This is a genomic window from Streptomyces sp. NPDC050423 (genome assembly GCF_040655445.1).
In the GTDB taxonomy this organism is placed as follows: Bacteria; Actinomycetota; Actinomycetes; order Streptomycetales; family Streptomycetaceae; genus Streptomyces.
In genome coordinates this window covers 77,676-96,801 of record NZ_JBFAJY010000031.1, presented here as the reverse complement: position 1 = coordinate 96,801, position 19,126 = coordinate 77,676, and the positions used below count along the sequence as shown (strand labels likewise).

The window sequence follows — 19,126 nt, the reverse complement described above, 5'->3', positions numbered from 1 at the left end:
GGCCTGCGCGCGGCTGAGCAGGAACACTCCGCGTACGGCGGCGGCCGCGCCCAGCAGCGCCGGGATCAGGCTGATCGTCCCGCCCTGGAGGCGCTCCCCGAGCAGGGCCAGACCGATGGCCGCCGCGGCGACCGGGTTGGCGAGGGTGACGACGGCGAGCGGTGCGCCGAGGCCGCCGCGGTAGGCGGTCTGGGAGAGCAGCAGCCCGCCCAGTGCGAAGGTCGATACGAGCACGGCGACGACCACCAGACGCCAGCTGAACAGCGGGCCCGTGGTGTGGTCGGTGACGGCGACGGTCAGCGTCTGAGTGAGCGCGGAGGCGACTCCGGAGGTGATGCCGGAGGCCGCCGCGTGCCGCAGCCCCGGGCGGGCGCCCGGACGGCTGAGGCCCGCGACGACCGCCATGGTTCCGGCGCCGACGGCCAGGGCCTCGACCAGGGTGAGGGTCTCGTGCGGGGCGGAACCGCCCGCGGTCATCAGCAGGGCGCCGAGGCCGAGCAGGGTGAGCAGGGTGCCGCGCCACTCGGTCGTGGAGACGCGGCGTCCGGCCGCGCGGGCGCCCAGCGGGACGGCGGCCACCAGGGTGAGGGCGCCGAGCGGCTGGACGAGGGTGAGCGGGCCGTAGTTCAACGCGGCGACGTGCAGCAGCGCGCCGCCGGCGTTCAGCCCGACGGCCGACCACCATGCGCCGCGCCCGAGCAGCCGGAGCGTCCCGGTACCGGGTGCGGTGCGCCCGGCGAGCCGTGCCTGCGCCACCGCGGCCGACGCGTAGGCGGCGGCGGAGACCAGGGACAGCGCGACGGCGATCAGGGTGGCGTTCACCGTCCGGCTCCGGACGGGACGCAGGACGAGGAGTGGCGGTCGGCCTGCGCGGGAACCGCGTAACCGGTGGCGGCGGCCGGCCAGGGGATGTGCGCCCGGACCGGTTCCGCGCGCGGCAGGCGCAGGCCGGACGGGACTTCGCGGACACGGCTCAGGACCGCCGGGAGCAGTGCGGCCACCACGATCCAGTCGAGCCAGTAGTGGCTGGCGGTGCCGACTAGGACGAACAGGGTGATCGCCGGGTACAGCAGCCACAGCCGGCGCCACCGGGAGCGGGTCGCGACGACCAGGCCGACCCGTCCGGCGTTGTGGAACGCCTCATCGACGTGACCGTCGGCCGCCCGGCGGCCGAACTTGTGGATCACGAAGAGTCCCACGACGAGAAGTAGCTCGCGGACGAGGGGCGGTCGGGCAGAACTGTCCGGCTCCCGATCTGCGGGCCTGCTGCCGGCGAACATCACCCGGTGCCCCTTTGCTGACGAAGCGGTGTCACTACGGCATGGACCGGTCCCTGCCGTATCGATACGCCAGTGTACCGATACGCGAACGTATCGGAACACTCACGTATCGGTACACTGGCGTATCGATAGACCTCGTCGCAGAGCCGCAGAGAGGGAACGCGCATGTCGTCACAGGAAACCGAGCAGGAGACGGCCCGCGCGCCACGCCGCTCGAAGATCACGCCGGAGCGGGCGCAGGAGCTCTACACGGCCGTCCTCGACATGCTCAGGGAGAGCGGCTACGAGTCACTCACCATGGAGGGCGTCGCCTCCAGGTCGCGCTGCGGCAAGTCGACGCTCTACCGTCAGTGGGGCTCCAAGCCGGAGCTGGTCGTCGCCGCACTGCACGGCACCCGGCGCGGACTGCTGCCGCGGATCGACACGGGCACACTGGCGGGAGACCTGCGCGAGGCGGCGAAGGCCATCGGCGCGGGGTCCGGACGCGACACCCCGCTGATGCTGGCCCTGAGTCACGCCGCGCTCCAGAGCCCGGAGCTGCTGTGCGCGCTGCGCGAAGCGCTGATCCTGCCGGAGCTGGCGGCGCTGGACGCCATGGTCAGCCGCGGCGTGGAGCGAGGCGAAGTGGCGGCCGACAACCCCGCCACGGAGTTCGTCTCCGCGCAGCTGCTGGGCGTGATGCGTGCCCGGCCCCTGCTGGAGGGAGCCTACGCGGACGAGGCCTTCCTCGTCCGCTTCGTGGAGGGCGCGGTCTTTCCCGCACTCGGCCTGGACGCCCCGGCGACCGGGTCCTGACAGACGTGGGCCGTCGTCCCAGCGGATGACGACGACCCGCCCGCGCCGCACCGTGGGGACGGGGGCGGCGCACCATCCGGGCGGCCGGTGACTTCTTCGGAGGTCACCGGCCGCCCGTTTTCGTGCGGCACGTTCGGCGGGCATCCGTCGCCATCGTGCCCACCCCCTTCTTCTCGTCCTCTTGACGATATGACTCGACCGCCTTTATCGTCTCAATGACGAAAACAAAGGGGTCCTCTCATGGCCGACATCACCAGGCGCTTCGGCTGGCGCCATCTGCGCTCGGCGCCCACCGCTCACATCCGCCACCACAAGCGCGGCCGGCTCGCCCACGACGGGGCGGGACTGAGCTTCTGGTACCGGTCGCTCAGCGCCGCGCTCTCCGAAGTGCCGGTCAACGACCGCGAACTGGCCATGGCGTTCCACGCCCGCACGGCCGACTTCCAGGACGTCACCGTGCAGGCCACCGTGACGTACCGCATCAGCGATCCGGCCGAGGCCGCCGCGCGCCTGGACTTCTCCGTCGACCCGGACTCCGGCGTCTGGCGCGGCGCACCGCTGGAGCAGATCGCGACGCTGCTCACCGAGACGGCCCAGCAGCACACCCTGGACGTGCTGGCCCGTACCCCGCTGGCCGGTGCGCTGGTCGACGGCGTCGCCGCCGTACGCGAACGCGTCGCCGCCGGCCTGGCCGACGAGCCCCGGCTGCCCGCGACCGGGATCGAGGTGGTGGCGGTACGCGTCGTCGCCATCCGGCCCGAGGCCGAGGTGGAGCGGGCCCTGCGCACCCCCGCCCGCGAGCAGATCCAGCAGGAGGCCGACCGGGCGACGTACGAACGGCGGGCCGTGGCCGTCGAGCGCGAGCGGACCATCGCAGAGAACGAGCTCGCCAGTCAGATCGAACTCGCCCGCCGCGAGGAGCAGTTGGTCGAGCAGCGCGGCACCAACACCCGGCGCGAGGCGGAGGAGAACGCGGCAGCCGACGGCGTACGGGCCGAGGCCGAGGCGGCGCGCAAGGTTCGCCTCGCCCGCGCCGAGGCCGAATCGGCGCGCGAGGTCGGCGCGGCCCGCGCCGAGTCCCAGGCGGCCTGGCTGCGGGTGCACGGAGAGGTGGAGGCCGCGACCCTGCACGCGCTGGCCGCCACCCGGCTCGCCGAGAACCTGCCGCGCATCGACAGCCTCACCCTCTCGCCCGACGTCCTCACCGGCCTGCTCACCAAGCTCGGCCGGTCCACCCCGGAGACCCGGGCATGAGCCTGGCCCCGAGAGCGGTTCTGGTGCACCGCACCACCGAGTACGAGGAGTTGCTCGCCCGGCACGGCACCCACGGCCAGGCCGCGTTCTTCCTGACGAGCCGGGGCCGGTCCATCGAGGAGGTCGCCCGGCGGCACGAACGGAGCCGGCAGGCGCTCGCCGATGTGGCGGCGGCCGTTCCGCTGCAGTGGCGCCAGTCCCGCGTGGAGCGCCAGGATCTGGACCGGTTCCTGTTCGCACCCGAGGACGTGGTGGTCGTGGTCGGCCAGGACGGTCTGGTCGCCAACGCCGCCAAGTACCTCTCCGGCCAGCCGGTCGTCGGCATCGACTCCGATCCCGGACGCAATCCCGGAGTCCTGGTCCGCCACCGGCCCGCCGACGCGGCGGCGCTGCTGCGCGCGGCCGTGACGCCGGGCGGCGCGGCGGACGAGCTCACCATGGTCGAGGCGGTGGCCGACGACACCCAGCGACTGCTGGCCCTCAACGAGATCTACCTCGGCCCGCCGGGGCACCAGACGGCCCGCTACCGGCTCGGCCCGGACGCGGCGGACTCCCCCGCCGAACCGCAGGCCTCCTCCGGCGTCCTGGTCGGCACCGGCACGGGCGCCACCGGCTGGCTGCGCTCCGTGTGGCAGGAACGCCGCAGCCCGCTCACCCTGCCGGGCCCCACAGACTCCCGGCTGCTCTGGTTCGTCCGGGAGGCCTGGCCGTCGCCGGTCACCGGCACCTCGCTGGTCTCGGGCGAACTGGGCCACGGGCAGGGGCTGCGGCTGACCGTGGAGTCCGACCGGCTGGTGGTCTTCGGTGACGGCATGGAGGCGGACGCGCTGGAGCTGACGTGGGGGCAGTCCGTGCGGCTCGGCATCTCGCCCACGTCGCTGCGGCTCACCGTGTGACCGTCGCCCCGCCGGGGCAGCCCTCCCCGTGGCGCGCCGTAGGCTCGACGCCCCGTACCGGACCACCGGTCACCGATCATCACGAGGAGCATCATGGACAGCGATGCGGCGTCGCGGATCCCCGCCCGCAACTCCCGTCCGCCCCTGGCCCAGGCCGCGCTGGGCGTGGGCGTGATCGTGCAGGACACGCAGGGACGCATCCTGCTCGGCCGGCACCACAGCGGCACCTGGGAGCTGCCCGGCGGGAAGGTCGATCCGACGCACGAGTCCATCGCGGCGGCGGCGGTTCGGGAGCTCCGCGAGGAGACGGGGCTGGCGGTCACCGAGCGCGACATGGGCGTCTTCGCGATGCTGCACGACGTGGTCGGCGGCATCAACCGGGTGTCGATGGCCGCCCTGGTCACGGTGGAGTCGGGCAGCCCCGAGGTGACCGAACCCCATCTCATCAGCGCCTGGCAGTGGACCCGGCCCGAAGCGCTGCCGACGCCGTTGTTCGACCCCTCCGCGCAGATCCTCGCGGCCTGGCGCCCCGATCTCGGCATCGAGCACCCGCCCGCGCACCGGCTCTCCGTACTGCCCGAGGATGCAAAGGTGAACCCCTAAATCATTTATTCATTTGCCTAGGGATCGTAGGCAGAGTTAGCGTCGGCTGCATGAAGGCCGTGACCGAGCAGGACATCCGCGCATCGTTCGTCAATTGCTCCAAGGGGGAAGCCGGGCGTCTGCCGCTCCCCCGCGATCTTGAGGAGCTGCCGTGGGAGGATCTGGACTTCCTCGGCTGGCGTGATCTCTCCGCTCCCGGGCGCAGTTACATCGTCACCGAGCACGACGGCCGCCCTGCGGGCATCACGCTCCGCTTCCCGTCCCAGCAGCGCGGCTTCCTGCACCGGAGCATGTGCTCGCTCTGTCTGACCACGCATCCCGGCACCGGGGTCTCGCTGATGACCGCCCGCAAGGCCGGACCGGCGGGGCGCGAGGGCAATTCGGTCGGCCTGTACATGTGCACCGACCTGGCCTGCTCGCTCTACGTACGGGGGAAGAAAGCCGTGGCCTCGGGCGCACGCTTCAAGGAGTCGCTGACGACGGAGGAGCAGATCGCCCGCACCACGGCCAATCTCTCCGCGTTCGTGGCCAAGCTCTTCAGCTGAGCGGGGGGTGCACGGGAAGGGTCCGAGCAGGGCGTCTTCGGATGACCGGCTCCGTCGGACGGATGCCGAGGAGCCGGTCGGGACGTACCGCCCCGGTCAGCGGATGTCGGCCTCCACACGGGAGGGGACCAGCCGGGTCCCGTCGGCCAGCCGGAACTCCAGGGTGACCGGGTGCGCGCCGGCCGCCGCGTCCGCGGTGGCCCGTACGGCCACCCGGGCGGCGGCGCCCCGGGTACCGCGCACCTTCAGCGTGCCCTCCGACGGCTCCAGGACGACTCCGTCGGGCGCGGTGGCCGTCCAGTGGACGGTGTGGCCGGCGAAGTCGACGTCCTGGGCCTCCACGTCGAGCGCGACGGGGTCACCGTCCCGTTCGAGCACCAGGAATCCCGGATCGCCGAACCCGGCCGCCGGGCTCGCGTAGGTGTCGACGACATCCTGGCGGATCCGGGCGTCGTCGTACGGCGCCTGGCCGTCCGGACCGTTCCAGCGCCACCATGCCTGCATGTTGGGCAGGCAGATGCCGTTGAACCGGTTGCGGTGCACGAGCGCCCGGTACTCCCGGCGTGCGGCGTCGAGTTCGGTGCTGCCGGCCGGTGCGAGTCCGATCCTCATGTCGGCCAGTGCGATGTCGACGTTGCGGATCAGCCGGTCGAGCAGGGTGCGGGGCGCGGGCTCCTCCGTCCGCCCGGCCGCCTCCTGGAGCGCCGCCCGTGCCTGCCCGTAGTTCGCGGTGAGCACGCCGGGGCCGTGGGTGTCGGGGTCCAGGCCCGTCAGGTCGTAATAGCGCCGCGCCGCGTCGGCCGCGCCCGCGCCGAACCGGGCCCGCAGGTAGCCGTCGAGAAAGCCGCCCGCGTCCAGAGCGCTGTCCCAGGCCAGCGCGGCGACCAGGCTCTGGACATGCTCGTACGTGATCCAGTCGCCCGGCTCGCTGTACATGCCGATGCCGTCGAGACCGAGCCCCGACTCGAAGGCGGCGTCGGCCGCGATGGTGGTGAGCGGGTGGACCGGAAGGCTTCGCCAGCGGTAGCGCCGGTAGTACTCGTACATCGCGAGCGGACCCCCGTGTGTGGACCGCCAGGCCCGCAACGCGTTCGCCAGGCCGGTGTTGGCGCCCACCGCGGGGTCACCCAGATGCCCGTCGTAGTTCCGGGAGTAGGGGGCGAAGTCCACCACGACCTCGGGGTCACAGGGGTACTGCGGACCGGGCGGCTGCACGGTGGACGCGTACGCGATCCGTTCGACCCGGACCCCGGGCAGTTCCTCGCGCAGCACCCGGGCGAGCTGGTTGACGACCACCGACTCCGCGTTGGACGCGGTGCCGTACCGGTCGAGGACGGGCTTCTGGAAGGCGCCGACGTCCGGTGGCCAGCAGTCGAAGAGAGTGATCTCGGGGCGCTCCCGCAGGAAGTCGACGACCTTGGACACGTAGGCGTCCAGTGCCTGCGGGTTGTAGATGTCGAAGACCGGGCCGCCGGACTCGTAGAACTGCGGGTAGTCGGCCTTCGGCAGGAAGCTGTCGTAGCCGTGGCCGCCGGTCTCGATACGGATGGAGCGCCGGCCGGCCTCGCGGACCAGCACGTCGCGCACCCGGTCGTACGTGGTGACGCCGAGGCCGAGGTAGTCGGCCGGGTGGACGAAGGTGTTGAGCCGGTTCTTGGCCATCCAGTCGAGCAGCGGCGGCAGGCTCGCCGCGGTGTGGCTGAACCCCTCCTCGGCGTACTGCCGCCGCAGTTCCGTGGCCGGCCGGTCGGTGAGGCGCACGGGCGGGAGGTCGAGGGTGCGGGCGCTCGGTATGTGCTCGTGGTGGCCCTCGTACGCGGGGAAGGCCGGGGCGAAGAAGCGCACACCGGCACGCTCCAGGAGCGCGTAGACGGCGTACAGCGGGGCCCGGTCGCCCTGTCCCGTCAGCAGGAGGCAGGTGTCGTCGCCGAGCAGGGTGAAGGAGTCCTCCGGCGCACCGTGGAGTTCACGTCCGGCGTCGGCCAGTGCGCTCGCGGGGATCCCGCCCCACTTCCCGGTGCCCGCGCTCAGCGCCACCAGACCGGTGACGCCCTCGGGCGCCGAGGGGCCGGGTACGGCGCGCAGCGGCAGCCGGACACCGGTGATCCTGCGGACGTAGTCGCGCAGTTCGGTGGCGGCGAATTCGGCGCTGCCCGCGCCCCACCAGAGCACGGCGGCACGGGCCCGGCCGCCGGAGACCGCCCGGAGCGGGGCGCCGGCCGCCCGGACGGTGTCCGCCGCGGCATCGGTGGCGGTGAGCGCCGGCAGCAGGGTGGCGCCGGTCAGGCCGGCCGCCCCCACGAGGAATCCGCGCCGTCTCACGGCGCTCGCTCTCATGGCGCTCGGTGCGGTGGCGTCACTGGAGCCGTTCATGAGCGGTCCGCCTTTCCGGCCTCGGCGTACAGGTCGCCGAGGTAGTAGTCCTCGGCCTTGCCCGGCTTGGGCAGCTTCCCCATCCGGCCGAACATCGCGGCCAGTTCGTCGAACCAGCCGTCGACCGTCCCGTCCTTGCTGAGCTTCGTCAGCTCGGCGGAGGGAAGGAGCTTCACGTACTTGGTGGAGCCCTTGAGCTGACCGGCCGGCAGCTTCAGGAAGTCGGCGCTGACGGTCTCCGACTCCTCGGGATGCGCCGCGATCCAGTCACCGGCCTCCTTGAGCACCCCGGTCACCTTCTTGACCAGTTCCGGGTTCCCGGAGGCCAGCTTCGGCTGGGTGACGAAGACGTTCGGGAAGGTCAGCTTGGGGTAGTAGTCCTGGGTCCGGCTGATCTCCTTGAGACCGGGGACGTTCTTCTTCATCGTGTCGATCAGCGGGTACCAGGTGGCCGCCGCGTCGACCTTGCCTGACGAGAACGCCGTGACGACGGTCGAGGCGTCCATGGCGACCTTCGTGACGTCGTCCGGCTTCAGACCGGCCTCGCTCAGCGCCAGGTCGAGGATCATGTCGCCGGAGGTGCCTTCGGCGACGGCCACCTTCTTGCCCTTGAGATCGGCGGGCTTCTCGATGCCGGATCCGGGCCGGGCGATGACCCGGTCGGCCAGACCCAGCATGTTGACGGAGACGATGGACGCGCGCCCGGAGGCGGGCAGCCACAGTGCGCCGGGGCCGAGGTAGCCGAAGTCCAGACTGCCGGATCCCAGCGCCTGGACCTGGAGCGGCCCGTTGGTGAAGACCTTCAGTTCGGGGGTGACGCCCGACTTCTTCCACAGCCCCTGCTTCTGGGCGACGGCGAGCGCGACGGAGCCGCTGTAGTCGGCGATGTAGCCGAACTTCACCTTCTGCGGTCCGCCGTCCGCGGCGTCCGAGGCGGAGTCGCCCCCGCAGCCGGTGGCGACGGATACGAGCGACAGGGCCAGGAGCAGGCCGGCCGTACGGCGGCCGACGGCACGGATCGACTTCATGACACCATTCCTTCGAGCGGGGCCGGCTGGTGGTGGACGGCGTGCCACACCTGGGCACGCAGTTCGGCGAACTCGGGCGAGAGCCGCTGTTCCTCGGTACGCGGATAGGGCAGCGTGACGGGGATGACCGTGTGGATGCGGCCGGGGCGGGCCGCCATGACGACGACGCGGTTGGCGAGGAAGACCGCCTCGTCCACGTCGTGGGTGATGAACATGACGGTGCGCCGGTCGCGGCCCCAGGTGTCGAGGAGCGACTCCTGCATCCGGACCCGGGTGAGGGAGTCCAGGGCGCCGAAGGGCTCGTCCATCAGGAGGACCTTCGGGTCCACCGCGTACGCACGGGCGATGGCGCAGCGCTGCTTCATGCCTCCGGAGAGGGTCTTGGGCAGGGAGTCCGCGAAGTCGGTGAGGCCGACGAGCTCGATGACCTCGCGGGCCCGGCGCCGGCGCTCCGCCTTCCCGACACCCGCGACCTTGAGTCCGTACTCGACGTTGCCGGCGACCGTCATCCAGGGGAAGAGCGCGTACTGCTGGAAGATGACGCCTCGTTCGGGGGCGGGGCCGTGGACGGGGACGCCGTCCACGGTCACCTCCCCGCCGGTGGCGTCGAGGAGTCCGGCGGCGATGTTCAGCAGGGTGCTCTTGCCGCAGCCGGAGGGGCCGACGACGGTTACGAACTCTCCGTCGTCGATGTCGAGGCTGACCCGGTCCAGGGCCAGGAAGTCGCCGTCCTTGACGGCGAAGTCCCGGGTGACTTCGCGGAAGTTGATGGTGGGCATGGTTACCGCCGTTCCTGCCAGTGGGTGAGCCTGCGCTCGGCGAGGAGCAGCAGCCGGTCCATGGCGAGGCCGATCGCGCCGATCGCGATGAGCTGGACGAAGATGGTCGGCAGGTCGAGGAATACCTGTGCCTGCTGCATCCGGTGACCCAGCCCGTCCTGGGCCGCGATGAGTTCGGCGGCGACGACGGTCGCCCAGGAGGCGCCGAGCCCGATCCGCATGCCGACCAGGATGAAGGGGGTGGACGCGGGTATGACGACGCCGAGGAAGACCTGGGGGTCCCGGGCACCGAGCACCCGGGCGGCGTTGACGAGGGTGACGTCGACGGCGACGACGCCCTGGTAGGTGGAGACGACGGACGACAGGAACGAGGCCAGGAAGATCACGAAGATCTTCGGGGTCTCGTCGATGCCCATGAGGACGATGGCGAGCGGGATGATCGCGAGGGGCGGCACCATGCGGAAGAACTGCAGCCACGGGTCGATCAGCCTGCGCACGACCGGGTACCAGCCCATGAGGAAGCCGACCGGTACGGCCAGCACGACACCGAGTACGTAGCCGATGAGTACCCGCTTCAGGCTGGCGCCCGCGTCGGCGAAGAGGGTGCCGTCGGCGATGAGTTCACCCGCGCGGCGGGCCACGACGACGGGTCCGGGGAAGTCGTTGATGCCGCTGTTCGCGAGGACGGCCCAGACGAGCAGGCCCAGCGCGGCGGATGCGAGGGCGAGCAGCACCGCGGTGAGCCGGCCGGTCCCCCGCGCCTTCTTCCCGGCGTTCCCCGTGCGCTTCGGGCTCGTCGCGTCTTCCGGGGCCGCGCGCTCGCCCCGGCGTTCCACGGGGGCGTCGACCGGTGTCCTCATGCCACCTCCTCCGCGACTCCGTCGACGTCCGCCGCCCGGTCGCCGCCGATGTCGGCCATGTAGCTCATCCAGGTGTAGGCCGGGTCGCCGCGGCGCAGCAGTTCGCGGTAGAGGCGCACGGTGAGGTCGCGCCGGACCTGGGCGTAGGCGGGCGCCCCGTACACGTTGTGCAGTTCGTGCGGGTCGGTCTCCAAGTCGTACAGCTCGTGCACGCTCTCCGGGTTGTGGACCAGCTTGTGGCGCCGGTCGCGGAGCATGCGCTGCGAGTACGGGAAGTGGTGGCCGTGGAATTCGGCGACGATCTCGTCGCGGGTGTCCCCGGCCTCGGCCCCGTGCAGCAGCGGCAGCAGGCTGGTGCCGTCGCACGGGGCGGGCACGGGTGCTCCGGCCAGTTCGAGGATGGTCGGATTGAGGTCGATGAGACTGGCGAAGTCGTCGCTGACCTGAGCGGGGGCGCCGGGGACGCGGACGATGCCGGGGATGTGGTAGATGTCCTCGTACATCGCCGGGCCCTTGTCGTTGAGCCGGTGGGCGCCGGTGAACTCACCGTGGTCTGCGGTGAAGACGACCGCGGTGTCGTCCCACAGGCCGTGCCCCCTGAGTGCCTCGATCAGCCGTCCGGCCTGGTGGTCGATCATCGTGACGTAGCCCCAGTAGACGGCGATGAGCTTGCGCCAGGCGGCGGCGTCGAATCCGTCGGAGGACCAGTACGCGCTGTACTGGCGCTGCACCTCGGGCTTCCCGGCGAAGGTCTCGGCCATCGAGGCGGGCAGCGGGACGTCGGCGGGGTCGTACAGGTCGTAGTAGTGGTCGGGGATCAGATACGGCAGATGCGGGCCGTACCAGTGGCAGGACAGCATGAACGGCGTGCCGTTCGCCTTCCATTCACCGGCGTAGCGGTCCAGCAGGCCGAGTGTGCGGTCGGTGAGGAAGGCCTCGATGGTGGCCTCGGCGGGCTGCTGGAGCCGGCCCGCGATGAGGTGCCCGCGGCCCGTGCCGTTGGCGGCGGTCCCGAAGACGGGCTCGCGTACCGAGAAGGGCGGGAAGCCGTTGCCCTCCAGCCACTTCTCGTACGAGGGGTGGTGTACGGGGTTGAGGGCGCCGGGCAGGTGCTCGCCGTCCAGGCCGTAGAACTCGGGGCCGCGCTCGCGGCCGATGTGCCACTTGCCGACATGGCCCACCGAATAGCCCTGCTCCATCAACTGGCCCCAGAGCGTGGGACTTTCGTCGGAAAGTTCGTCCTTGCTCCCGCCGTTGCGCTCGGGGTTGTTCAGCATCCCGTGGCGGAACGGGTGGAGGCCGGTGGCCAGCGAGGCGCGGGCCGGGGTGCAGATCGCGGTCGGGGTGTAGAAGCGGTCGAAGCGGGTTCCCCCGGCCGCCAGGGCGTCGAGGGCGGGGGTGTCGACGAGTGGGTTGCCGTAACAGCCCAGGGTGTCGACCCGGTGCTGGTCGGTCATCAGGAAGAGGACGTTGCGCGGAGCCACTCGGGCCGCCCTTTCGAAAGGTCGCTCACTGTGCTGCCGGGACCCGGCCGATGCCCGGTCCGGCGGTGCTTCGGCGTGTGCCGGTGCAGCCGAATGACCGGAACTGTAGGGACGTCGACTTTTTTACGTCAACCCTTGGGAATAAACATTGTGTGAATTCGTCCCGTGCATTGACAGAAACACCTTGACCGATCGACCATGCGTCCATGACGGAACGCACCGATGCCCTGCAGCGCCTGCGCAGGGCCAATGAAGCCGCCGTACTCGGTGAACTGCGCAGGTCGGGCGCGCTGAGCCGCGGCGAGCTGAAGGAGCGGGTCGGGCTCTCCCGTACCACCCTGTTCGCGATCGTGTCCGATCTGCTGGAGCGCAAGGCCGTCATCGAACAGCCGGCCCCCGATCCGGGGCAGCCGCGTGGCCGCGGCCGGCCGGCCCTGGAGATCTCCCTCAACTCCCGCGGGGCCGAGCTGATCGGCATCGACCTCCAGCGCCACCGGATCCACGTGGTCGTGGCCAACTGCGCCCACGAGATCGTCGGCCGCTGCAGCGCCCCCGTACCGGCGGAGAGCGGAGCGGCCGAACGTGCCGCGCAGGCGATCCGCGCCGTCGAGGATCTGGTGCGGCGCGAGAGCATCAGCCTCGCGCCCGTCGAGGGCATCGGCCTCGGTCTCCCCGGTTTCGTGCAGAACCCGGCCTCCGGCGACCCGCGCACGATGACGCCGTTCGCCGGCCACGTCGCCGCCGAGCTGGGCAGGCACTTCGACGCCCCCGTGCTCACGGACAACAACTCCCGGCTCGCCGCACTCGCCGAGGTGACCTGGGGCGCCGCCCGCGGATTCGACAACGCTGTCTATCTGCGCTGGTCGCAAGGGGTCGGCGGCGGACTCGTCGTCAATGGCGCGCTGGTACACGGCGCCCATGGCGCGGCCGGCGAGATCGGCCACACCAGCTGCGATCCCGAGGGGAAGCCCTGCCACTGCGGTGGCCGCGGCTGCCTGGAGGGGCTCATCTCCGTCCCCGCCCTGCTCGCCGCCTGCGCCGACCGCGGGGTCAGGGCGCGCGACGCCGCGGAGCTGATCGCCCTCGCCGCCGAGGGCCAGCCGGACGCCGCCGACGTGGTCCGGACCGCGGCCGTCGTCGCGGGCCGGGTCCTCGCCGCCCTCGCCGCACAGGTCGACCCGGAGTGCATCGTCGTCTACGGCGAACCGGCGGCCCTGGACGGCCTCGTCCTCACCCCCATCCGGGAACAGCTCGCCGCGCTCTCCCTGCCCTCCGCTCCCCGCACCATCGAGGTGCGCGGTTCCACCCTCGGCGGTGAGGCGGCAGCGCTCGGCGGCGTCGCCCTGCTGCTGCGCACCACCGGCCAGGATCTGGCGGAACTGCTCGACCGGCCGGCACCCGGCGTGCCCGACCCGGAGACCGCACGGTGAACGCCTGCTGCGGGCCCGGCCGCGAGAGCACGCAAACGGCGACCGCCGCTCCCCCGGCGGACTTCGCCGTGCCCGTACGCGGCACGGCCGACCTCCTGCGCGGCATGGTCGCCGTACCGGGCGGACCGTTCCTGATGGGCGGCGAGGACCCAGACGCGTTCCCGGACGACGGCGAGGGGCCGGTACGGGAGGTCACGACCGGGCCGTTCCACATCGACGCGGCCTGCGTCAGCAATGCCCGGTTCGCCGTCTTCACCAAGGCCACCGGCTACCGCACCGAGGCCGAACTCATCGGCTGGTCCTATGTGTTCGGCTCCTTCGTGCCCCCGGCGGCACGCCATGCCGTACTGCCCGCAGCCGTACCCGGCGCCCCCTGGTGGCGCGCGGTGAGCGGAGCGCACTGGCGGGCCCCCGAGGGACCGGGCACCTCGATCGGCGACCGCCGGGACCACCCGGTGGTCCATGTGTCGTGGAACGACGCGACGGCCTACGCCCGATGGGCCGGCAAGCGGCTGCCCACCGAGGCCGAGTGGGAGAAGGCCGCCCGCGGCGGACTCGTCCGGGCCCGGTTCCCCTGGGGCGACGACCTCACCCCGAACGGCCGGCACCGCTGCAATATCTGGCAGGGCGACTTCCCGGTACGCGACACGCGCGTGGACGGCTGCACGGGCACCGCACCCGTCAAGGCCTACGCCCCCAACGGCTTCGGCCTGTACAACGCGTCGGGCAACGTCTGGGAATGGTGCGCCGACCGGTTCAGCGCCGACTGGCACCGCGCCGACCGCCCCGAGACCCGCACCGATCCCGCCGGACCGCCGCACGGCGAGAACCGGGTGCTGCGCGGCGGCTCGTACCTGTGCCACCGCTCCTACTGCAACCGCTACCGGATCGCCGCCCGCACCTCCAACACCCCCGACAGCACGACGGGCCACGGCGGCTTCCGCTGCGCGCTGTAGGTGTACCGGCCCGCAGGACCGGTCCCCCGCGTCGCGATGCGGTCATGCCTTCGTGGTCGTCGTCTCGCCGTGGATGTAGCGGCCGCCGCGGAGCAGCGAGACGACCGCGGCCACCAGGCACGCCGCGCTGGCGAAGTCGAAGGCGACGGAGAGGCCGTGCTCGAACGGTTCGGAGATCAGCGTCGGGAAGAACGCCCGTCCGGTGAGGTAGTCGGCGTGGCTGGTGGCCAGCTGCGCCAGTGTCTCCGGGCCGAGCAGCCTGCGCACCGGGTTGTATCCCAGGAGCGCCGCGAACAGCACGCCGACGGGCGGCAGGGCCGCGACGCGTGCCGCGTCGGCGGACGGCACGCCCTGCTCGGTGAGTCCGTGGGCGAGCGTGTGCGGCAGCGAACTCGCCAGCCCGGCGATCATCAGCGAGAAGAAGATGCCGATCGACAGCACCGTCGCCGAGTTCTGGAAGGTGGTGCTGATCCCCGCGCCCACACCACGCTGGTCCGGCGGCAGACTGTTCATGATCGCCGCCCGGTTGGGCGAGGCGAACAGTCCCGTGGCCAGCCCGTTGACGAGGAGGATCAGGGCGAAGACGGGATAGTCGAAATCGACCGGCAGCAGTTTGAGCGCCACGAAGGTGGCGGCTGCCCAGGAGCATCCCGCCGGTGGTGAAGAGCCGTGCGCCGAAGCGGTCGGAGGCCCATCCGGAGAAGGGGCCCGCGATCAGGAATCCGACCGTCAGGGGCAGCATGTAGATGCCGGCCCACAGCGGGGTCTGCTCGAAGCCGTAGCCGTGCCGGGGCAGCCAGATCCCCTGGAGTCAGATGATCAGGATGAACATCAGACCGCCACGACCACTTGCAGCCCGGACCCAGTGGGTCGTCGGCGCCGCCGGGGCGTACGGCTGTGCTCTGCATGGGACCATCCCACCCGTCGGAGGTACCCTCGGCCGCGTACGGGAGCCAAGTATTCCCGGACCCCGTCGACAGCCAGTCCGGATGCTCCGGTGAAGCGGTCGTTCGCCCGCTCGAGGGCGCGGGTCGCGTTCCCCTCGCGGGCACCGTGTGGTCCCCCGGGGACCGGCCCCGGACGAACTCAGGCGAGCCAGCCGTAGCGGCGCTCGGGTCTGCCGGCGGATCCATACCGCAGGGACAGTTCGGCGCGGCCGGTGTCGTGGAAGTATTCGAGGTAACGACGGGCGCTGACCCGTGAGACGCCGGTCCGGGCCGCGCACTCGGTGGCGGACAGCGTTCCGTCGGTACCGCACAGGGTGCGTTCGATCAGCTTCGAGGTCTCCACGCTCAGACCCTTCGGCAGCGTGACACTCAAGGCCGGCAGGTGGGCCCCGGTCAGTGCCCGGTCCACGTCGGCCTGGCCTCTGACGACCGTGGCGAGCAGGCTGTCGCGCTGGGCGGCGTACTGCACGAGGCGAGGACGCAGGTCCTCGAAGTCGAACGGCTTCAGCAGGTAGTTGACCACGCCCTGGCGGACGGAGCGGCGGACGGCGTCGGCCTCGCGCGAGGCGCTGATCACCATGAAGTCGCAGTCGTGCCCGTCGGCCCGCAGGCGGGGAATGATGTCCAGACCGAACATGTCCGGAAGATGGAGATCGAGCAGGACCAGGTCGGGCCGGAGTTCGCCGACGGCCGTGATCGTCTGCTCGCCGGTGTTCGCTGTGCCGACGACCCGGAAGGACTCGACGCGGTCGACGTACGCCTGGTGGATGCTCGCCACCATGAAGTCGTCGTCGACGACCAGCACATCGATCATCGGGAAGCTCCTTCCGGTACCGCGTCGGACAGGCGGTCGACGGACATTCTCGCGGTGAACATGGCGCCGTCGGGCGTGTTGGTCACCGCGACCTCGCCGCTCCGGCGTTCGCAGACTAGCCGGGTGAGCGCCAGCCCGATGCCGCGCTCCCCCTCCTGGGCGGCCTTCGTGGTGAAGCCGTGCAGGAACACCTCCTGGGCGAGCTCGGGCGTCACGCCCGGACCCGAATCGCGTACCACGATCTCCACGCTGGACGCGTCCTGCCGCAGTTCGACCTCCACCCAGGCATCGTGATCGTCGGCGCCCGCCGCCGCGGCATCGACGGCGTTGTCGACGAGGTTGCCGATCACCGTCGCCACGTCCACCGAGTCCGCCGGCGCCAGCCGGTCGAGCGCCGTGTGCTCCGAGATGCGCAGCACGACCTTCCGTTCGGCCGCAAGCGAGGACTTGGCCATCAGCAGAGCGCCGACGGCCATGTCACGGACCCGTGTGGTCAGGGTGGTGTCCAGCGACTGGCGGTGCCGGCTCAGCGCGCGGACGTACTGCACCACATCGTCGTGCCTGCCGATCTGGATCAGCCCGGAAATCGTGTGCAGCTGATTGGCGAACTCGTGGGCCTGCGCGCGCAGCAGCTCGGCGGAGCTGCGGAACGATCCGATCTCGCGTTCCAGCCGCGCGAGTTCGGTACGGTCCCGCAGGGTCGTGACCGAGCCGAGCCGGCGGCCGTCCTTGGTGACGGCCATCCGGTTCATCACCAGCACGCGGCTCCGGCGTATGACGACTTCGTCGCGCTGCTCGGTCTCACCGGGGGATCCGGCGAGTACGTCGTGCAGCCGGCCCTCGATCCGGAGATCGGCCAGGCTCATTCCCACACAGTCCTCGGGCAGATCGAGCAGCTGCCTGCCGACCTCGTTCACCAGGGTGAGCCGCAGCTGCGGGTCGAGGGCGATCACGCCTTCCGCGATCCCGTACAGCATGGCCTCGCGGTGCTCGGCGAGCCCCGCGATCTCCCGTGGCTCCAGACCGAGGGTCTGGCGTTTGGTGTGCCGGGCCAGCAGCCACGATCCGACCAGGCCGAGCCCGCTCGCGATGCCGAGGTGGACGAGCAGATCCGATGACGCGCCACGCAGCCGCTGCCATATCGTCGGTGACACCTCACCGATCATCACCGTGCCGAGATGCCGGCCGAGGTGGGGTTGAGCCGTTTTGAGCACCGGCACCTGGGCCACCAGTTCGCGGTCACCGTCCGGGCCCAGCTCGCCGGACCAGCCGCGGGCCTCGGCGACGCCCGGGCCGAGCGGCAGCCTTGTACCGATCACCGTGGGGTTCGTCGAGCTGACGATTCGGCCACGGCTGTCGGCGATCGTCACGGAGGTGGTGCCCGACTGAGTCAGCGTGGTCTGGACGAGGGGAGCGAGCGTGTCACCCGGCAACGGCCGGCCAAGCTGACTGGACACCAGGGGGTGAACCGCCAGCTGCTCGGCGAGCGCGGTGACCCGACGGCCTTCGATCCGGTCGAAGGCCTCTTCCGACTGGGTCAGCGAGACGGCGGCGACCGGCATCAGCACCACCACGATGATGGAGAGCTGGAGTACCAGCAGCTCGCCCGCGAGGGTATGACGGCGAAAAGTTGTGACCACAATCAACTCAATCTTCAATGCCGACACAACGCAGACGCAGTGTCTCAAACGTCACATAATCATGGCGCCCGAATGTCCGAAGTGGAAGGGACAAACCATGAGAACTCGCAGAGCCGCTGTCGTCAGCGCCCTGACCGCCGTGTCCATGCTTGTGATATGCGCCTGCGGCGCCACCGGGGAGAACGACGGAACGGGCAAGGGCGGGGGGACCGTGACCGGTCTGCGGATCATGGTCCCCAACACTCCGGGCGGCGGGTACGACACCGCGGCCCGTGCGGCGGCCAAGGTGCTGGAGGACACCAAGATCGCCTCCGGTGTCCAAGTGTTCAACCTTCCGGGCGCCGGCGGCACGGTCGGCCTGCAGCGCACCGTGCACGAACGGGGCAACGGCAACCTCGCCATGCAGATGGGGCTGGGAGTCGTCGGCGCCTCGTACACCTCGAAGTCGAGCGCGACGCTGGCCGACACCACGCCGATCGCCAAGATGATGGAGGAGGCCGGCGCGATCGTCGTGCCCAAGGACTCCCCGTACAAGTCGATCAGCGATCTCGTCACCGCCTGGAAGGCGAACCCCAAGGCCATCGCTGTCGGGGGCGGCTCATCGGTCGGCGGACCGGACCACCTCCTTTCGGTGCAGCTCGCCAAGACGGTCGGCATCGACCCGAAGAAGGTCCACTACCTCAGTTACGACGGCGGTGGTGAGCTGCTCCCGGCGATCCTCGGCAACAAGATCGCCTTCGGCGCCAGCGGTTTCGGTGAATTCATCGACCAGATCGAGGCGGGGCAGGTACGGGTGCTCGCGGTGACCAGCGAGAAGCCGATCGCTGTCCTCAAGGGCACCCCGACGCTGAAGTCCTCGGGCATCAACCTGGTCTTCACCAACTGGCGCGGAATCGTCGCACCTCCCGGTATCAGCGGCGCCGAAAGGAAGGTCTGGATCGACTCTCTGACCACGATGCACGACTCCGAGGAGTGGAAGGCCGAACTGACCAAGCACGGCTGGACCGACGCGTTCATGACGGGCTTCGAGTTCTCCAGCTACCTGACGGAGCAGGACAGGGCCGTTGCCGACATCCTCACCGAGCTCGGCGTGGCATAAGCCCGGCCGGTATGAGGAACCGCGCTGTCGGTCAAGGATCCGCGGCCGCACGCACAGAAACGCACCCGCCGCCCGCAGGGCCCACGCCCCGCCTGAGTCGCGAGAGCGGGCAGAGCGACGTACACCAGAAGGTATGAGCGACGCGCAGACGACATGGCACCCGGGCGAGATCGTGCCCGAGAGCGGGATCTACGAATGTGACTGCGGTGCGGCCCACCACTGGAGCACCGACGTGAAGGGCCACCGCTTCCCTCCGTTCCCCGCAGGCTGCCCAGGCAGTACATGGGTGCTGAGGACAGACGCCCACCCGGACACACCTGACCAGCCCTGACCGGCCACGGGA

General features: G+C 71.1%; 17 protein-coding genes and 1 pseudogene. 8 read left to right on the top strand and 10 right to left on the bottom strand.

From position 1 onward, the window contains the following. Both AB0I52_RS22770 and AB0I52_RS22765 read right to left on the bottom strand, forming a co-directional pair. Positions 1 to 822, bottom strand: an 822-nt coding sequence (locus tag AB0I52_RS22770; RefSeq protein ID WP_363075297.1) for a hypothetical protein, incomplete at its 3' end; no start/stop codon positions are given. Then, the gene (locus tag AB0I52_RS22765) at positions 819 to 1,283 is read right to left on the bottom strand and encodes a hypothetical protein (RefSeq protein WP_363075295.1); all 465 of its coding nucleotides are present in this window, start codon (positions 1,281 to 1,283) and stop codon (positions 819 to 821) included. The genes AB0I52_RS22770 and AB0I52_RS22765, both read right to left, overlap by 4 nt. Positions 1,284 to 1,445: 162 nt before the next feature. Between AB0I52_RS22765 and AB0I52_RS22760 the strand changes: the two genes are divergently transcribed. From AB0I52_RS22760 to AB0I52_RS22740, 5 genes are all read left to right on the top strand, one after another. Next, entirely contained in the window at positions 1,446 to 2,075 is a 630-nt protein-coding gene (locus AB0I52_RS22760; protein WP_363075293.1) for a TetR/AcrR family transcriptional regulator, read from the top strand. 240 nt (positions 2,076 to 2,315) lie between these two features. Beyond that, on the top strand, positions 2,316 to 3,329 hold the full coding sequence (locus tag AB0I52_RS22755) for an SPFH domain-containing protein (protein ID WP_363075291.1): 1,014 nt from the start codon (positions 2,316 to 2,318) through the stop codon (positions 3,327 to 3,329). Beyond that, a complete protein-coding gene (locus AB0I52_RS22750) occupies positions 3,326 to 4,225 on the top strand; it encodes a hypothetical protein (protein WP_363075289.1) in 900 nt (299 codons plus the stop codon). Before AB0I52_RS22755 ends, AB0I52_RS22750 begins: the two co-directional genes overlap by 4 nt. Positions 4,226 to 4,318: 93 nt before the next feature. Next, positions 4,319 to 4,828 carry an NUDIX domain-containing protein gene (locus tag AB0I52_RS22745; RefSeq protein WP_363075287.1) on the top strand — a complete coding sequence of 170 codons (510 nt, stop codon included), beginning with the start codon at positions 4,319 to 4,321 and terminating at the stop codon, positions 4,826 to 4,828. 50 nt (positions 4,829 to 4,878) lie between these two features. Beyond that, positions 4,879 to 5,373 carry an FBP domain-containing protein gene (locus AB0I52_RS22740; RefSeq protein ID WP_363075285.1) on the top strand — a complete coding sequence of 165 codons (495 nt, stop codon included), beginning with the start codon at positions 4,879 to 4,881 and terminating at the stop codon, positions 5,371 to 5,373. Positions 5,374 to 5,469: 96 nt separating this feature from the next. On the opposite strand, the gene AB0I52_RS22735 is transcribed toward AB0I52_RS22740, so the two are convergent. Genes AB0I52_RS22735 through AB0I52_RS22715 form a run of 5 tightly spaced genes read right to left on the bottom strand, consistent with a single transcriptional unit; the run spans position 5,470 to position 11,897 of the window. Beyond that, positions 5,470 to 7,746: a DUF4838 domain-containing protein gene (locus tag AB0I52_RS22735; protein ID WP_363075283.1), complete on the bottom strand. Its 2,277-nt coding sequence runs from the start codon at positions 7,744 to 7,746 to the stop codon at positions 5,470 to 5,472. Further along, positions 7,743 to 8,774, bottom strand: a complete 1,032-nt coding sequence (locus AB0I52_RS22730; protein WP_363075281.1) for an aliphatic sulfonate ABC transporter substrate-binding protein — start codon at positions 8,772 to 8,774, stop codon at positions 7,743 to 7,745. Before AB0I52_RS22730 ends, AB0I52_RS22735 begins: the two co-directional genes overlap by 4 nt. After that, positions 8,771 to 9,553 carry an ABC transporter ATP-binding protein gene (locus AB0I52_RS22725; RefSeq protein WP_363075279.1) on the bottom strand — a complete coding sequence of 261 codons (783 nt, stop codon included), beginning with the start codon at positions 9,551 to 9,553 and terminating at the stop codon, positions 8,771 to 8,773. Before AB0I52_RS22725 ends, AB0I52_RS22730 begins: the two co-directional genes overlap by 4 nt. A 2-nt stretch (positions 9,554 to 9,555) precedes the next feature. Beyond that, complete coding sequence (locus tag AB0I52_RS22720; RefSeq protein WP_363075277.1) at positions 9,556 to 10,413, bottom strand: ABC transporter permease; 858 nt, start codon at positions 10,411 to 10,413, stop codon at positions 9,556 to 9,558. Next, positions 10,410 to 11,897 carry a sulfatase-like hydrolase/transferase gene (locus tag AB0I52_RS22715; protein WP_363075275.1) on the bottom strand — a complete coding sequence of 496 codons (1,488 nt, stop codon included), beginning with the start codon at positions 11,895 to 11,897 and terminating at the stop codon, positions 10,410 to 10,412. The genes AB0I52_RS22720 and AB0I52_RS22715 overlap by 4 nt, the downstream gene beginning before the upstream one ends. Positions 11,898 to 12,103: 206 nt before the next feature. Between AB0I52_RS22715 and AB0I52_RS22710 the strand changes: the two genes are divergently transcribed. After that, complete coding sequence (locus AB0I52_RS22710; RefSeq protein ID WP_363075273.1) at positions 12,104 to 13,327, top strand: ROK family transcriptional regulator; 1,224 nt, start codon at positions 12,104 to 12,106, stop codon at positions 13,325 to 13,327. After that, complete coding sequence (locus AB0I52_RS22705; protein ID WP_363075271.1) at positions 13,324 to 14,283, top strand: formylglycine-generating enzyme family protein; 960 nt, start codon at positions 13,324 to 13,326, stop codon at positions 14,281 to 14,283. Before AB0I52_RS22710 ends, AB0I52_RS22705 begins: the two co-directional genes overlap by 4 nt. A 42-nt stretch (positions 14,284 to 14,325) precedes the next feature. Here the strand turns inward: AB0I52_RS22705 and AB0I52_RS22700 are convergent. The 3 genes and pseudogenes from AB0I52_RS22700 to AB0I52_RS22690 form a co-directional block, all read right to left on the bottom strand. Next, positions 14,326 to 15,139 (bottom strand): annotated as a pseudogene (locus AB0I52_RS22700) (MFS transporter); the annotation flags it as partial. Positions 15,140 to 15,369: 230 nt separating this feature from the next. Further along, on the bottom strand, positions 15,370 to 16,044 hold the full coding sequence (locus tag AB0I52_RS22695; RefSeq protein WP_363075269.1) for a response regulator: 675 nt from the start codon (positions 16,042 to 16,044) through the stop codon (positions 15,370 to 15,372). After that, complete coding sequence (locus AB0I52_RS22690) at positions 16,041 to 17,684, bottom strand: ATP-binding protein (RefSeq protein ID WP_363075267.1); 1,644 nt, start codon at positions 17,682 to 17,684, stop codon at positions 16,041 to 16,043. Before AB0I52_RS22690 ends, AB0I52_RS22695 begins: the two co-directional genes overlap by 4 nt. A gap of 97 nt (positions 17,685 to 17,781) precedes the next feature. Between AB0I52_RS22690 and AB0I52_RS22685 the strand changes: the two genes are divergently transcribed. After that, positions 17,782 to 18,783, top strand: coding sequence for a tripartite tricarboxylate transporter substrate binding protein (locus tag AB0I52_RS22685; RefSeq protein ID WP_363075265.1), 1,002 nt, complete (start codon positions 17,782 to 17,784; stop codon positions 18,781 to 18,783). Positions 18,784 to 19,126 lie beyond the last annotated feature (343 nt).

What these genes read in the sequence shown, in the direction of transcription:
- AB0I52_RS22760 (WP_363075293.1), top strand. Translation starts at nt 1,446, where the DNA reads ATGTCGTCACAGGAAACCGAGCAGGAGACGGCCCGCGCGCCACGCCGC.
- AB0I52_RS22755 (WP_363075291.1), top strand. Translation starts at nt 2,316, where the DNA reads ATGGCCGACATCACCAGGCGCTTCGGCTGGCGCCATCTGCGCTCGGCG.
- AB0I52_RS22750 (WP_363075289.1), top strand. Translation starts at nt 3,326, where the DNA reads ATGAGCCTGGCCCCGAGAGCGGTTCTGGTGCACCGCACCACCGAGTAC.
- AB0I52_RS22745 (WP_363075287.1), top strand. Translation starts at nt 4,319, where the DNA reads ATGGACAGCGATGCGGCGTCGCGGATCCCCGCCCGCAACTCCCGTCCG.
- AB0I52_RS22740 (WP_363075285.1), top strand. Translation starts at nt 4,879, where the DNA reads ATGAAGGCCGTGACCGAGCAGGACATCCGCGCATCGTTCGTCAATTGC.
- AB0I52_RS22735 (WP_363075283.1), bottom strand. Translation starts at nt 7,746, where the DNA reads ATGAACGGCTCCAGTGACGCCACCGCACCGAGCGCCATGAGAGCGAGC.
- AB0I52_RS22730 (WP_363075281.1), bottom strand. Translation starts at nt 8,774, where the DNA reads ATGAAGTCGATCCGTGCCGTCGGCCGCCGTACGGCCGGCCTGCTCCTG.
- AB0I52_RS22725 (WP_363075279.1), bottom strand. Translation starts at nt 9,553, where the DNA reads ATGCCCACCATCAACTTCCGCGAAGTCACCCGGGACTTCGCCGTCAAG.
- AB0I52_RS22720 (WP_363075277.1), bottom strand. Translation starts at nt 10,413, where the DNA reads ATGAGGACACCGGTCGACGCCCCCGTGGAACGCCGGGGCGAGCGCGCG.
- AB0I52_RS22710 (WP_363075273.1), top strand. Translation starts at nt 12,104, where the DNA reads ATGACGGAACGCACCGATGCCCTGCAGCGCCTGCGCAGGGCCAATGAA.
- AB0I52_RS22695 (WP_363075269.1), bottom strand. Translation starts at nt 16,044, where the DNA reads ATGATCGATGTGCTGGTCGTCGACGACGACTTCATGGTGGCGAGCATC.
- AB0I52_RS22685 (WP_363075265.1), top strand. Translation starts at nt 17,782, where the DNA reads ATGAGAACTCGCAGAGCCGCTGTCGTCAGCGCCCTGACCGCCGTGTCC.